The 15,883-nt window shown below is 33.9% G+C and carries 12 protein-coding genes; 3 read left to right on the plus strand and 9 right to left on the minus strand.

Translation table 11 applies throughout. From position 1 onward, the window contains the following. Positions 1-218 precede the first annotated feature (218 nt). Positions 219-1,241, minus strand: coding sequence for a Holliday junction branch migration DNA helicase RuvB (gene ruvB / locus ACIQZ1_RS00005; protein ID WP_353078414.1), 1,023 nt, complete (start codon positions 1,239-1,241; stop codon positions 219-221). 285 nt (positions 1,242-1,526) lie between these two features. Between ruvB and ACIQZ1_RS00010 the strand changes: the two genes are divergently transcribed. The 3 genes from ACIQZ1_RS00010 to mgtE are packed head-to-tail and all read left to right on the plus strand — an operon-like array spanning position 1,527 to position 4,026. Then, complete coding sequence (locus ACIQZ1_RS00010; RefSeq protein ID WP_396157832.1) at positions 1,527-1,853, plus strand: DUF4286 family protein; 327 nt, start codon at positions 1,527-1,529, stop codon at positions 1,851-1,853. A 54-nt stretch (positions 1,854-1,907) separates the two neighbouring features. Further along, positions 1,908-2,684, plus strand: a complete 777-nt coding sequence (gene rsmA / locus ACIQZ1_RS00015; protein ID WP_396157834.1) for a 16S rRNA (adenine(1518)-N(6)/adenine(1519)-N(6))-dimethyltransferase RsmA — start codon at positions 1,908-1,910, stop codon at positions 2,682-2,684. Next, positions 2,674-4,026 (plus strand): magnesium transporter, encoded by a 1,353-nt coding sequence (gene mgtE, locus ACIQZ1_RS00020; protein ID WP_396157836.1) that lies wholly within the window; start codon positions 2,674-2,676, stop codon positions 4,024-4,026. Before rsmA ends, mgtE begins: the two co-directional genes overlap by 11 nt. Before the next feature lie 211 nt (positions 4,027-4,237). Here mgtE and ACIQZ1_RS00025 read toward each other — a convergent pair whose 3' ends face one another. Genes ACIQZ1_RS00025 through ACIQZ1_RS00060 form a run of 8 tightly spaced genes read right to left on the minus strand, consistent with a single transcriptional unit; the run spans position 4,238 to position 15,787 of the window. Next, positions 4,238-6,004 carry a cbb3-type cytochrome c oxidase subunit I gene (locus ACIQZ1_RS00025; protein WP_396157838.1) on the minus strand — a complete coding sequence of 589 codons (1,767 nt, stop codon included), beginning with the start codon at positions 6,002-6,004 and terminating at the stop codon, positions 4,238-4,240. Between the two features lie 29 nt (positions 6,005-6,033). Next, positions 6,034-7,194: a cytochrome c oxidase subunit II gene (locus ACIQZ1_RS00030; RefSeq protein WP_396147989.1), complete on the minus strand. Its 1,161-nt coding sequence runs from the start codon at positions 7,192-7,194 to the stop codon at positions 6,034-6,036. 23 nt (positions 7,195-7,217) lie between these two features. Beyond that, positions 7,218-8,765 carry a quinol:cytochrome C oxidoreductase gene (locus tag ACIQZ1_RS00035; RefSeq protein ID WP_396157840.1) on the minus strand — a complete coding sequence of 516 codons (1,548 nt, stop codon included), beginning with the start codon at positions 8,763-8,765 and terminating at the stop codon, positions 7,218-7,220. A gap of 27 nt (positions 8,766-8,792) precedes the next feature. Beyond that, complete coding sequence (locus ACIQZ1_RS00040) at positions 8,793-9,353, minus strand: c-type cytochrome (protein ID WP_396147991.1); 561 nt, start codon at positions 9,351-9,353, stop codon at positions 8,793-8,795. 5 nt (positions 9,354-9,358) lie between these two features. Next, complete coding sequence (locus ACIQZ1_RS00045; RefSeq protein WP_396157842.1) at positions 9,359-9,883, minus strand: DUF3341 domain-containing protein; 525 nt, start codon at positions 9,881-9,883, stop codon at positions 9,359-9,361. A gap of 11 nt (positions 9,884-9,894) precedes the next feature. After that, positions 9,895-11,334 carry an NrfD/PsrC family molybdoenzyme membrane anchor subunit gene (nrfD, locus tag ACIQZ1_RS00050; protein ID WP_396158033.1) on the minus strand — a complete coding sequence of 480 codons (1,440 nt, stop codon included), beginning with the start codon at positions 11,332-11,334 and terminating at the stop codon, positions 9,895-9,897. Positions 11,335-11,358: 24 nt separating this feature from the next. Then, entirely contained in the window at positions 11,359-14,424 is a 3,066-nt protein-coding gene (locus tag ACIQZ1_RS00055) for a TAT-variant-translocated molybdopterin oxidoreductase (RefSeq protein WP_396157844.1), read from the minus strand. 31 nt (positions 14,425-14,455) lie between these two features. Further along, positions 14,456-15,787 carry a cytochrome c3 family protein gene (locus tag ACIQZ1_RS00060; RefSeq protein WP_396157846.1) on the minus strand — a complete coding sequence of 444 codons (1,332 nt, stop codon included), beginning with the start codon at positions 15,785-15,787 and terminating at the stop codon, positions 14,456-14,458. Positions 15,788-15,883 lie beyond the last annotated feature (96 nt).

Consider the following 15,883-nt stretch of genomic DNA (forward strand, 5'->3'; position numbering starts at 1 on the left):
TTGAGCTATAAATAGTATGCATGCAGCATTAAAAGTGGGGTCTTGATTATTCTTTTTTTTTAAATATGAATAAAAGTTATAATAAAGTTTTCCGTACATATTTTATTATTTAATCGTCATATCAATTTTCTGTTATTGATTTTTCAGTAATTGCTTGAGTTGCCAAATAAGCATCAGATCTAGGATTTGCAATCGTGTCATTAGTTTCTAAATAAACCCTAAAAAAGTTCCCCTTGGTTTAGTCCTTTTATTCTTCCTAAATGTTTGTAGGCTTTTTCGGTAGCTTCACGACCTCTGGGTGTTCGCATTAAAAAGCCTTCTTGGATTAAAAAAGGTTCGTATACTTCTTCAATAGTTTCTCCGTTTTCTGACACGGCTGTGGCTAAAGTGGTTAATCCTACAGGGCCGCCTTTGAATTTGTCAATTAAAGTAGTTAAAATTTTATTATCCATTTCGTCTAAACCATTGGCATCTACATTTAGGGCTTTTAGGGCGTAACGCGCTATTTCTATATCGATACTTCCGTTTCCTTTTATTTGCGCAAAATCTCTAACTCTTCGTAATAAAGCATTAGCGATACGAGGTGTTCCTCTACTTCTTCCTGCGATTTCTATAGCGGCTTCTAAGTCGATAGGCACGTTTAAAATTCCAGAACTTCTTTCGATAATTGTGGCTAATAATTCGGTATTATAATAATGTAAACGACTTTGGATTCCGAAACGCGCGCGCATCGGTGCGGTTAATAATCCAGAACGTGTAGTGGCACCTACTAAGGTAAACGGATTTAAATTAATTTGTACCGAACGGGCATTCGGACCCGATTCAATCATGATGTCAATTTTATAGTCTTCCATAGCAGAATACAAATATTCTTCTACTATTGGCGATAAGCGATGTATTTCGTCAATGAACAACACATCACGTTCTTCTAAATTGGTTAACAAACCTGCTAAATCGCCTGGTTTATCCAATACTGGACCTGATGTGATTTTGATTCCAACACCCAATTCGTTAGCTAAAATACTCGCTAAAGTTGTTTTTCCTAATCCTGGAGGACCGTGAAACAGCGCGTGGTCAAGCGCTTCACCTCGCTGGTTTGCTGCTGCCACAAATACTTTTAAATTTTCAAGCACGTGGTCTTGTCCTGCAAAATCATCAAAACTTAACGGTCGCAGTGCTTTTTCAATATCTAATTCTTGTGGCGTAAAACGCTCTTTGTTGGGATCTAAATTTTCATTCATGTTACAAATATAATATTTAGTTGGGAGTTTTTTTGTTTTTAAACACAGATTGAAGAAATTATTATAATTTAGAAATCTCTGCATTTCTTAGGTATTGTAATTACCGGTTTCTTGCGTGAGGGATTGCAGTGGAGCTCTTTTTTGTTCCGATTTTTCTTCGGCACAAAAAAAGCGGGAACGGAAAGCCCGACCCATAGGGGCACGCCCAAATTAAAAATAATTGAATTTTAGCATTGCTATTGTCATTGCTATTAAAAAAGTATCTTTGTAAAAAAAATTAAACAAATGATTATATATAATGTTACCATAAATATAGACGATAGTGCTCACGACAAATGGTTAAATTGGTTAAAGACAAAACATATTGGAGATGTTTTAGCTACTGGCTGTTTTTATAAAGCGAAACTTTCAAAAGTTTTAGTTGAAGAAGAAATGGGAGGAACTACGTATTCCATTCAATATTCTGCAGAAAGTAATGAAAAACTTCAACAATATTATAAAACTTTCGCGCCAGCTTTGCGAGAGGAAGGTCTTCGTTTATTTGGTGATAAAATGTTAGCTTTTAGAACCGAATTAGAAGTATTAAACGAGTTTTTCAGTAATGAAAACTAATTCATTTACGAATTACGAATTGGGATTTACGAATTTGAAATTTAAATAAAATATATGTCAGTTAAAGCAAAAAAACATTTAGGGCAACATTTTCTTACAGATGAAGGCATTGCACAGCAAATTGCCGATTCGTTGGTAGGTACTAACTACAAAAAAGTGTTAGAAATTGGTCCCGGAATGGGTGTTTTAACAAAATATTTATTAGAAAAACCTTACGAAACGTTTGTTGTTGAAATTGACACTGAATCCGTTGCATACTTACAAGCCCATTATTTAAAATTAGCGAATAACATTTTCTCATTAGATTTTTTACGTCACGATTGGCAAGCCGCTTTTAAAGATGAACAATTTGCTATAATTGGGAACTTTCCTTATAATATTTCCACTCAAATTGTTTTTAAAACCTTAGAATTACGTCAATTTATTCCAGAATTTTCAGGAATGTTCCAAAAAGAAGTGGCAGAACGAATTTGTAGTAAAAAAGGGAGTAAAGTATATGGTATTTTATCCGTTTTGGCTCAAGCATTTTACGATGTTGAATACTTATTTACGGTACCGCCAACGGTTTTTAATCCGCCACCGAAAGTCGATTCAGGTGTGATGCGTATGACACGAAAAGAAAATTACGAATTGCCTTGCGATGAAAAATTATTATTTAAAGTGGTAAAAACAGCATTTCAACAAAGAAGAAAAACATTAAGAAATAGTTTAAAAAGTTTAAATTTATCCGATAAATTACAAGAAGATACTATCTTTGCACAACGACCTGAACAATTATCTGTAGAAGATTTTATTTCTTTAACACAAAAAATAGCGGCAGATGGAATTTAAAATCAGTAAAGAACTTATCACGCAAATTGAAAATTTAATTCAGCAAAATAATATTGTTGAGTTGGAAACTATTTTGCACGAAATTCACTTTGCTGATATTGCTGAAATTATGAATGATTTGGATACGTCCGAAGCCATTTATATTTTCAATTTATTAGATTCTGAAATTACTGCTGAAATTCTTCTTGAACTTGATGAAGAAGTTCGTGAAACTATTTTAAGCACCTTATCTGCAAAAGAAATTGCCGAAGAACTTGATGAATTAGACACCGATGATGCGGCAGATATTATTGCCGAGTTACCTCAATCTAAAAAAGCACAAGTAATTTCGGAGCTTGAAGATGTAGAGCACGCCAAAGACATTGTTGACCTTTTACGATATGACGAAAATACCGCAGGAGGTATTATGGCAAAAGAATTAGTACGAGTAAACGAAAACTGGAACGTATTAACCTGCGTGAAAGAAATGCGACTTCAAGCAGAAAATGTTACCAGAGTGCATTCGATTTATGTGGTAGATGACGAAGACCGTTTGAAAGGTCGTTTGTCGTTAAAAGATTTATTGACCACATCGACAAAAACTCAAATTAGCGATATATACATCAAAAAAGTAGATTACGTTAGAGTGGAAACTAAAGACGTAGAAGTAGCCCGAATTATGCAGAAATATGACCTGGAAGCCATTCCAGTTGTAGATGAATTAGGCAGATTAGTAGGTCGAGTAACGATTGACGATATTATTGATATTATAAAAGATGAAGCGGATAAAGATTACCAGTTAGCTGCCGGTATCTCGCAAGACGTTGAGGCAGATGATAGTATTTTGGAACTAACCAAAGCACGTTTGCCTTGGTTGGTTTTAGCTTTATTTGGTGGTTTTATTTCCGTAAAAGTGTTGGGTATTTTCGAACCTATGATGGAAAGTCACAGAATGTTGTTATTCTTTACGCCACTTATTGCTGCTATGGCAGGAAATGTAGGAGTGCAATCAAGTGCTATTGTGGTGCAAGGTTTGGCAAACAACTCCATCACAGGAAGTTTATGGAACCGATTACTTAAAGAATTATCATTAAGTTTATTAAACGGAAGTATTTTAGCTGGAATTTTAATTCTTGGTAGTCATTTTCTACTTGGCTACGAATTTATCATTGGCATCACCGTTTCTATAGCATTATTAAGTGTAATTGTTATCGCCTCATTAATCGGAACATTTATTCCGATTGTTTTAGATAAATATGGTGTGGATCCTGCATTAGCCACTGGTCCTTTTATTACCACTAGTAATGACATTATAGGTATTATTATTTATTTTACTATCGCTAAATTGGTGTTGGGAATATAATTTACTTTTTTCAGAGTATATATAATACAATATAACCTAGGCTTGGCTGGGTTATGTATTTGGATAATTTATTGGAAGAATTGTGCATCAAATAAAAAGTGTTGTGAATTAGAATCTTATTACTAGTTATGTAAATAGTTTAAACAATGAAATATCTAAATAGTATTCACAAAAAAAGTCCTAATTTTCGTTAGGACTTTTTTTATATATTTTAGTGATGTAATTCAACTTCACCATCTTTCATTGGTACGTTTTGAGGTACAAAATCTTCATCATGACCTGGTTTACTGTAGTCATATGGCCAACGGTGAACAGCTGGGATATCTCCTGGCCAGTTACCATGCATATGCTCTACTGGTGCAGTCCATTCTAAAGTATTAGAACGCCAAGGATTCATTGGTGCTTTTTTACCTTTGAAAATACTGTAGAAGAAATTCCAGAAGAAAACCAATTGGAATGCTGCTCCAACTAATGCAAAAACAGTAATTAATACGTTAGTATCTGCTAACTCGTCAAATAAAGGAAAGTTAGAGTTGGTATAATATCTTCTTGGTAAACCTGCCATTCCAATAAAGTGCATTGGGAAGAAAACTCCGTAAGCACAAACTGCAGTTACCCAAAAGTGAATATAACCTTGTGTTTTGTTCATCATTCTTCCGAACATTCTTGGGAACCAGTGGTACACCCCAGCAAAGAATCCGTATAATGCTGAAATACCCATTACTAAGTGGAAATGCGCAACAACGAAATATGTATCATGCACGTTAATATCCAATGTACTATCTCCTAAAATGATTCCTGTTAAACCTCCAGTAATGAAAGTTGAAACCAAACCAATAGAGAATAACATCCCTGGATTTAATTGTAAGTTACCTTTCCAAAGTGTTGTAATATAGTTAAATGCTTTTACAGCAGATGGAATTGCGATTAATAGAGTTGTGAATGTAAATACCGAACCTAAGAAAGGATTCATTCCTGAGATAAACATATGGTGACCCCAAACAATTGTAGATAAGAATGCAATAGCTATAATTGATGCAATCATAGCACGGTATCCAAAAATTGGTTTTCTTGAATTTGTTGCAATTACTTCAGATGTAATACCTAAAGCTGGTAATAATACAATATATACTTCTGGGTGTCCTAAGAACCAAAATAAGTGTTCGAATAAAACTGGCGAACCTCCTTGGTAATGTAATACTTCACCTTTAATAAAAATATCTGATAAGTAAAAAGATGTACCAAAACTTCTATCAAAAATTAACAATAAAGCCGCAGAAAACAATACTGGGAATGAAATAACTCCAATAATTGCAGTTACAAAGAAAGCCCAAACTGTAAGTGGCAATCTTGTCATCGTCATACCTTCTGTTCTTAAATTAATAACGGTTACAATATAATTTAAAGAACCCATTAATGAAGACGCAATGAAAATAGCCATTGAAACTAACCATAAAGTCATTCCCATTCCAGAACCTGGTATCGCTTCTTCAATTGCAGAAAGTGGTGGATAAATTGTCCAACCCGCTGATGCAGGACCCGATTCAACAAATAAAGAGGCAATCATAATCACACAAGAAATAAAGAACATCCAAAAAGACAACATATTCATGAAGCCTGAAGCCATATCTCGAGCACCAATTTGCAATGGAATTAATAAGTTACTAAACGTCCCCGACAATCCTGCAGTTAATACAAAGAAGACCATGATTGTACCATGTATGGTAACTAAAGCCAAGTAAATATCATTTCTCATAACTCCACCTGGAGCCATTCTTTCCCCTAAGAATACTTTAAAAATTTCAAAAGATTCTTCTGGCCAAGCAATTTGCATTCTGAAGAATAAAGATAATACTACCCCTATAATTCCCATCAACAAACCTGAAATTAAGTATTGCTTAGCAATCATTTTATGATCAATACTAAAAATGTATTTAGTAATGAAAGTATCTTTATGATGACCGTGATCGTGTGACATAATAATTATATTATTTTTTGAATCTTAATTTATTTTTTTGTTACAACTTGTGCTAATGTTTTAGTAGAATCTACAACTACTTTTGCATCAGCAGGATTAATTGCAGGATCTACTTTAGGAGCATTGGCTTCTTTTACTGCAACAGAAATTGTTTTTTGTTCTTTTAACCATTTTTTGTAATCTGCTTCAGACTCTACAATAATTTTTAATTGCATATTGTAATGAGAGGCACCACAAATTTTGTTACACAATAATAAATAGTCAAAAGTATAAGGCTCTAAAGCAGGTTTTCCTTCGGCAACTAATGCTTCTGATTTTTTAGCTCTAATTTTATTAATACCGTCAACTTTTTTCATCATCATAGCTGTTCCACGCATTTCAGCTGTTGTTAATGTTGGAACAAAAGCAAATTCAGTAACCATACCAGGAACACAGTTCATTTGCGCTCTAAAGTGAGGCATGTAAGCTGAGTGTAATACATCTTGAGAACGCATTCTGAAATGAATTTTCTTACCAACAGGTAAATGAATTTCAGCTACTACTTTATCATCTTGTGATGCTGGATCAGACATATCAACACCAAGTGTATTTACATCTTTAATATAACGTACATTTGCTTTTCCTAACGTATTATCTTCACCTGCATAACGTGCTTCCCAAGCAAATTGTTTCGCGTAAAGCTCTACATTAATTACTTCTTCATCTTCGTTTACATACATAATTTGATTCCAAGTATATAATCCATAAAGAATTAAAACGGCTAATACAATTACAGGAATAATTGTCCAAACTGCCTCTAATTTATTATTATCAGCAAAGTACAAGGCTTTTTGACCTTCTTTACCTCTGTATTTAAAAGCAAAATAATGCAATAAAAATTGTGTTAATGTTTGTACAAAAAAGATAATTGCCATTGAGATATTCATCAAATTATCAACATCTTTACCGTGTAATGATGCTGGCGTATCTAATACAAAACTACCCCATTTAACAAATGAATAAATTGTAAAAATGTATATAAATGCTACGAATGCAAACATTAAATATCCATTTATATTGTTGTCTTTATCTGTAGCTATTGCAGAATCATCTTTTGCAGTACCAATTTGTGTTAGACTAAATATCTTAGATAATTGCCATGCTGCAACACCTAATAAAACTATGATTAAAAGTATCAATAAACCGTTCATTTGTTTATTTCGTTAATTAATTATTAATAATGAAAATGTTTGCTTTCTTCTATGTAAGGATTTCCTTCAGAAGCTAATGGTGCTTTTGTTAATGCCGTGAAAACAACAAAAATAAATAATCCTGCGAAGAAAAGTACCGAACTAATTTCTGATACCCCAATAAACCATTGATCACCAACAGTTGCAGGCATAATCATGTTAAAGAAATCAACATAATGACCTGCTAATATTACGATACCAGCCATAACAACAACCCACTGAAGGCGTTTAAAGTCGGCATTCATTAATATTAATAAAGGGAATACGAAATTCATAACAACCATTCCAAAGAAAGGTAAATTATAGTTCTCTATGCGCGTTACAAAATAAGTAACTTCTTCAGGAATATTAGAATACCACATTAACATAAATTGAGAAAACCATAAGTACGTCCAGAATACACTGATACCAAACATAAATTTAGCTAAATCATGTAAATGCGATTTATTAACTTCTGGTAATAAACCTTTATTTTTCAAATAAATAGTTGTTAAAGTAATAATAGTGATACCACTTACAAAGAAACTTGCAAAAACATACCAACCGAATAATGTACTATACCAGTGAGGATCTACAGACATAATCCAATCCCAAGACATCATAGACTCAGAAATAATGAAGAATACTAAGAACATTGCCGCAGCATTATAATTTTTCTTAAAGAAAGACATATCTTTTGTTTCATCTAATTTGATTGAATTTTTTCTAGAAACATATCTAAATAAATTCCAACCAATTAAGAAAATTGCTGCTCTAATTAAGAAAAAAGGCACATTTAAGAAACCAGATTTACCTGCAATAATATGATCATAATTTGAACTATTAGGGTCTGTAACACCATCAGCCATCCATGTAAACATATGATTAAAATGGAAACCTGATAAAGCTAATAAAATAAAGAAAATAATTGAACCTGGCAACACATAGGCTGTAATTCCTTCCATTACTCTAAACAAAATTGGCGACCAACCTGCTTGTGCTACCCATTGGATTGCATAAAAAGCTAAGGCCCCAACTGCAATTAGCATAAAGAAAATACAAGCTACATATAATGCAGACCATGGTTTATTTTGCAATTGATGTTTTACATGTGCTACATGTTCTTTGTGCTCAGCTTCGTGATCAACAATTTCTTTATGAAACTTACTTACGTAAATATCACTTTTAGAATTAGTCACAACAGGAGCAATAGCTACAATTGTAGAGTCGTGTGTTGAATGTGCAGCAGAATCAACTGCTACATGGGCTACTTCATGGCTAACTGAATCTGCACTTTCAACTTTATGAGTTGAAGCTTCGTGAGAAGTGTGTGCTTCTGCATTAGCATGTTCCTCATGAGAAGCATCAGAATGTGTTGCTTCAGAATGAGTATCGTGGTGTGCACCACCATGATGAGCTTCTTGCTCTTTTAAGATTGCTTCAACATCTTCATCAGTTTTAGGTGCTGACCAGAAACCGTAACCGATTCCTAAAATACCTAAAACCATTAAGGCGAATGAAAAGCTTTTTAATCTACTAGAAAACTGGTACATATTTTTATTTTTTTCTAAAAAGTAATACTATTTTAATTCTGATTTAAGTTTCATAACATAATCAGCAACTTGCCATCTTTCTTCTTTTGACAATTGATTTGCATGAGAACCCATTGAGTTTAAACCATAAGTAACCACGTGAAATACGCTACCTGTAGTAATTACTCTATCTTTATAACTAGGAACCCCTAGAAATTTTTCTCTCTTTACTAAATTCCCTTTTCCATCTCCACCTTCACCGTGACAAATAGCACAATAAATAGTAAATAATTCTTTTCCTTTTTCTGCATCAACTTGATCAGCAGCTAATGGTGACACATTATTTTTAGAAGCTATATACCCTTCTGGAGTATTTGGAATTTCATAAGGAACAAACCCTTGTTTAATTGTTCCTGCTGGTGGAATTTGACTAACTTTTCCTTTTTCACCAGTAGGTGAATTGAAAACGTCTGATTCTCCATATGTTTCGTAAGAAATTGGTTCGTACATGTTTGGAAAAAGCTGATAATTAGGCGCAGATTTATCAAAACAAGATGTCATTAGCAAAGATGCTCCAACTAATGTCAATATATTTAAAATACTTTTCATACCTATTAATGCTTATCAATTACTTTTACTTCTACTGCCCCAGTGTTTTTGAAGAATGAAACCAATTCTTCTTCATTATCATGAACACCCACTTCCATTAAGAAATGGTCATCTGTAGTTCTAACATCTGGATTTTCTGCTTTTTTAAATGGCCATAATTTACTTCTCATATAAAAAGTAATAACCATTAAGTGAGCTGCAAAAAATACGGTTCCTTCAAATAAAACAGGAACGAATGCAGGCATATTTTGGATAAATTCAAAAGATGGCTTTCCACCAATATCTTGAGGCCAATCTTTAATCATTATATATCTTAACAGATTAAAATATACAAATAGTCCTGTTAAACCATATAGAAATGCACAAATTGCAAGTCGTGTTGCCGGTAAACCCATAGCCTTATCTAGTCCGTGAACTGGAAATGGCGTGTAAACTTCTTCAATATGATAATGTGCAGCTTTAGTTTTATGAACTGCTGCTAACAAAATATCATCGTCGTTATATATAGCGTGTACTACTTTATTACTCATAATTCTTTATATTAATGATGATCGTGTCCTTCGTGAGCATCATGTCCGTGATGATCATGATGTGGTTTACTATCTCCTCTTTCTCTTTTGAAATTATCTCCAGATGATTTTAAGATTGTTTTTACCTCTGCTTGAGCAATTACTGGGAAACTTCTTGAATATAATAAGAACAATACGAAGAAGAATCCAATAGTTCCAATAAATATACCTGCGTCAACAAAAGTTGGTTGGAACATGGTCCAAGATGATGGTAAATAATCTCTGTGTAATGAAGTTACGATAATTACGAAACGTTCAAACCACATACCAATGTTTACTACAATAGAAATAATGAAAGAAAAGGCAATACTTGTTCTTAATTTTTTGAACCACATAAATTGTGGAGAGAACACGTTACAAGTCATCATTAACCAATATGACCACCAGTAAGGTCCAGTAGCTCTATTAAGGAACGCATATTGTTCATACTCTACTCCTGAATACCAAGCTACAAATAACTCTGTAATATAAGCACATCCCACAATTGAACCCGTAATCATAATAATGATGTTCATTAATTCAATGTGTTGTACGGTAATATAATCTTCTAAACCTGATACTTTACGCATTACAATTAATAATGTATTTACCATCGCAAAACCAGAGAATACAGCACCTGCCACAAAATATGGTGGTAAGATGGTTGTATGCCAACCTGGAATTACCGAAGTAGCAAAGTCAAAAGATACAATTGTGTGAACAGAAAGTACAAGAGGTGTTGCCAAACCAGCCAACACTAAAGATACTTCTTCAAAACGTTGCCAGTCTTTTGCTCTTCCACTCCATCCAAAAGAAAGGATAGAATATACTCTTTTATTAAATGGTGTGATTGCTCTATCTCTAAGCATTGCAAAATCTGGTAATAAACCTGTCCACCAGAACACCAATGATACAGATAAATAGGTTGAAATTGCAAATACGTCCCATAATAATGGTGAGTTAAAATTCACCCATAATGATCCAAATTGATTTGGAATTGGTAATACCCAATATGCTAACCATGGACGACCCATGTGAATAATTGGGAACAAACCAGCTTGAACTACAGAGAAAATAGTCATTGCCTCTGCTGAACGGTTAATCGCCATTCTCCATTTTTGACGGAATAATAAAAGTACTGCAGAAATAAGTGTTCCTGCGTGACCAATACCTACCCACCAAACGAAGTTGGTAATATCCCAAGCCCATCCAATTGTTTTATTTAAACCCCAAGTACCAATACCTGTTGAAATTGTGTATACCATACAACCAAGTCCCCAAAGGAACGCAGCTAATGCTATTGAAAATACTGTCCACCATAATTTGTTAGCTCTTCCTTCTACTGGACGAGCTACATCTACAGTTATATCGTGATAAGATTTATCACCAATAACCAAAGGTTTTCTAATGGGTGCTTCGTAATGAGACATAATCCTTTATATTGTTTCAATTAATAATTATTTATCGTTTCTTACCTTAACATGATACATCACGTTTGGTTTTGTTCCAATGCTTTCTAATAAATGATACATTCTGTCGTCTTCTAAAAGTTGCGCAACATCTGATTCTGCATTATTAACATCTCCAAAAATCATAGCTCCAGAAGTACAAGCTGCAGAACAAGCCGTTTGGAAATCATCTTTACCAACTTCTTTTCCTTCTTTCTTAGCTTTTAATATGGTAGCTTGAGTCATTTGGATACACATAGAACATTTTTCCATAACCCCACGAGAACGTACATTCACATCTGGATTTAACACCATACGACCTAAATCATCATTCATGTGGTAATCAAATTCATCATTTTTGTTATACAAGAACCAGTTGAAACGACGAACTTTATACGGACAGTTATTAGCACAGTAACGCGTACCAACACATCTGTTGTAAGCCATATGGTTTTGACCTTGACGAGAGTGAGATGTAGCTGCAACTGGACAAACCGTTTCACAAGGAGCGTGGTTACAGTGCTGACACATTACAGGTTGGAAAACAACTTGTGGATTAGCAGAAGGGTCTTCTAATTCTTGGAAAGTTGAAATAGTCCCTGTTAAACCTTCAGAACTGTTTTTAGTTGTAATATCTCCTGCGAAAGTTTCTTCAGATGAATAATATCTGTCGATTCTTAACCAATGCATATCACGACTTCTTCTTATTTCCGTTTTTCCTACAACTGGTACATTATTTTCAGCGTGACATGCGATAACACATGCGCCACAACCTGTACAAGCATTTAAATCGATAGATAAATTGAAATGGTGTCCTGTAGTTCTGTCAAAAGAAGCCCATAAATCTACTGATGTAGCAGCAACTTCTTTATGATCTAATGATACAACCGGTGTTGGATTATAAATTTCTTTATCACCAGCTTCATTTGCTTTATTGAAAATAGATAAAGTAGTATCTTTAACGATATCTCCTCTACCCATTAATGTTCTTTGTAATTGTACGCAAGCAAATTCGTGCTCACCATCAGTTAAAGTAACCGAAGCCGTTTGATTTGCATTGCCGTTTGCATATAAAGTATAAGCATTAACGCCTGTTTGCATTTCGTCTTTTAATGCTTCTTTTCTACCATATCCAAATGCCAAACCAATTGTTCCAGCAGCTTGACCTGGTTGAATAATCACTGGTACGTTTTCTAAAGTAGCGTTACCAACTTTAATTGAAACATAACTTCCGTTTAAACCTCCGTTTGCTACATTAAAGTTTTCTAATTTATATTTTTCAGCATCTGCTTTAGATACTGTTACATAGTTATCCCAAGATACTCTTGTAATTGGATCTGGAAACTCTTGCAACCAAGGATTGTTTGCCTGTTGTCCATCTCCCATTCCAACTTTACTGTATAAAACTAAGTCTAAACCATTCGATTTTGCAGCAGAAAGTTTCGTAGCTGAAGCTCCAAAATTACCTGCTTGAGCAGCTACATTTCCAACAGCAGTTACAACAAAACCATCATGAACAGCTTGATTCCATGATTTTCCACCTAAATTAGCAGCAGCAAAACCTTTTAAGAAATCATAATATGGAGTAGCATTATCATTCCAAGATAATAAAGCTTCTTGAAATTGTTTCGTATTGAATAAAGGTCTAATTGTTGGCTGAGCAATACTATAATTTGAACGTGTAATTGCAACATCATTCCAAGATTCTAAATAATGACTTGCTGCAGCAGCGATTGTAGTCTTAACAGCTGTCTCATCTTCTTTAGTAGAAAATGATACTGATAATTTTACTTTTCCTAAACCAGCAACAAATTCTTTTGAATTGGCTAAAGTATAAACTGGATTTACTCCACTCATAATTAATGTGTGAACTTTACCAGCGTTCATATCTGCTACTAATTGAGCAACCGCTTTAGCATCGCCTTTTCTGGTTAACTTAGCATCAGAAGGATTAAAAGCTTCAGATTTTAAAGCTAAATTGATGCCTAATACTAAATATTGTGCATCAAAATCATCTAAACCTGTAACCACAACTCCTTTTGAACCAGCAGCTTTTAATTGTTGTGCTGCTTTTTCTACATCTTTATCTAAAGCACCCACACTAGCAACAGAAACATTTGATCCTGTAACTGCATTATATAATTTCACTAAAGCTAATTTTTGACCAGCAATAGTTAATGGAATTCTTTTATCTGCATTAGCTCCTGCTAATGACATATTTGCTTCAATTTGAATGTGTTTAGACATTTTTCCGTTTTTCGGAATACGTCCTTTCGCATAACCAGCATCAAAACCTCCACCTTGCCAATCTCCTAGGAAATCTGCACCAACAGAAACAATTGTATCTGCATTAGCGAAGTTATAATTTGCTAAACCTCTGAAACCATAAACCGCTTGAAAAGCATCTAAAGCATTTGAATCAGAAATTGCATCATATATAATGTGTTTAACATTTGTATATTTAGTTGCTAAATCTGAAATTAATTTATCAGTTGAAGGACTTGCTGTTGTATTCGTTAAAACTACAACTTGTCCGCCTTTAGCTTTAGCTTCAGCTAAACTAGCTTTTACTTTAGCATGTACATCATTCCAAGATGCCTCTTTTTTATCAATTTTAGGATTTTTCAATCTTAAATTATCATATAAAGACAAAACGGAAGCATGAACTCTTGCATTAGCTCCTGTTACAGCTCCTGCTGAAGTATTGTTTTCAACTTTAATGGGACGCCCTTCACGAGTTTTAATTAAAATATTCGCAAAATCATAACCATCCGCAATAGTAGTAGCATAATAATCTGCTACACCTGGGATAATTTCTTCTGGTTGAACCACATAAGGAATTGACTTAATTACTGGACCTTCACAAGCCGCTAATGATGCTGCAGCTGTACTGAAACCAACGTACTTTAAAAAGTCACGACGCGAAGTAGATGAATTTGAAAGATTTTCTTTATCACCTAGAAACTCATCAACAGGAATTTGCTCTACAAATTCGTTGCTTTGTAACGCCTCAACAATAGAACTATTTTCATTTAGTTCTTCAACACTTTTCCAGTATTTTTTGTTTGATGCCATTGTATATAGATATTAACTTCTTATATTATTATTAATAGTGACATTTTCCACACTCTAAACCACCCATTTGAGCAGCTGTAAGCTTATCAACACCTAATTTTTTAGATAATTGTTCGTGGATTTTTTTGTAATAACCATTGTCTTCAACTTTCACATTTGTTTCTCTGTGACAGTTAATACACCATCCCATTGTTAATGGTTGGTCTTGTTTCATTACTTCAAACGATTCTACTTTACCGTGACATTTTTGACATTCAATACCACCAACAGTTACGTGTTGTGAGTGATTAAAGTAAACAAAATCTGGTAAATTATGAATTCTAACCCATTTCACTGGTTTCGTTTTTCCTGTGTATTTCTGAGTGGCTTTATCCCAACCCACTGCATCATACAATTTTTGAATTTCTCCTGTGTAAAATTCTTTAGTGTATTCCACATAAGTTGAATCTTTAGAACCTTGGAATTCAGCAATGTTTTTATGGCAATTCATACACACATTTAATGAAGGAATACCAGCATTTTTAGAAACTCTTGCAGATGAGTGACAGTATTTACAATCGATACCGTTTTCACCAGCGTGAATTTTGTGTGAATAATGAATTAGCTGAATTGGCTCATATCCTTTATCTACCCCAATTTGCATGAAATACCCATACATAAAATAAGCAGAAATTAAAAGAAACAAAATTGCGGTTACTACCATTAAAAACTGATTTTTAACAAATGCTTTCCAGAAAGGCAATCCTTTTGGTGCTTCAGCAACTTCAAGACCTTTCGATTCAATTACATTTTTCAATAATCTTTTAACAGTAACCAACATGAATACCAAAATACCTAACACAAATGCTAACACACCTAATATTAAGTTATTTGAGATACCACCTTCAGATTTTTCAGCAGTTCCACCTGTTGCAGATTTTGGAGTTTCAGCAGCCGGAGCCACTTCCATAGTATATGCTATAATATTATCAATGTCGCCATTAGATAATTGAGGAAAAGCGGTCATATTTGCTTTCGCAAATTCTTCGTAGACTTTTACTGCTTTAGCATCACCAGACTTAATAAGGTCTGAACTATTTTTAATCCATTTGTACAACCATTCTTTGTCATACTTATCGCCAACACCTCTCAATGCAGGACCAGTCATTTTTGCATCTAATTTGTGACAAGCGGCACAATTAGTGTTAAACAATTCTTTTCCTTTTACTGGATCACCTGAACCAGTTGCTGGTGCCGCCGCTGTTGCAGCAGGCGCAGCAGCTGCAACAGCTTCTTGCGCAGAAACACCTACTGCAAAAAATGCAGAAAGCGCTAAAGAAAAGATAGTTTTTGAAAACGATTTAGGGTTACCCAACTTTTTCATATTAAAAATTAATTATCAAACTTATTTTTTGGTATGGTTTTAGCTAATGCTTCATCATACTTTTTTAAAAACTTGGACAAAAATACAACATTACAA

Origin of the sequence: Flavobacterium sp., from assembly GCF_044341185.1 — a bacterium.
Lineage (GTDB): Bacteria > Bacteroidota > Bacteroidia > Flavobacteriales > Flavobacteriaceae > Flavobacterium.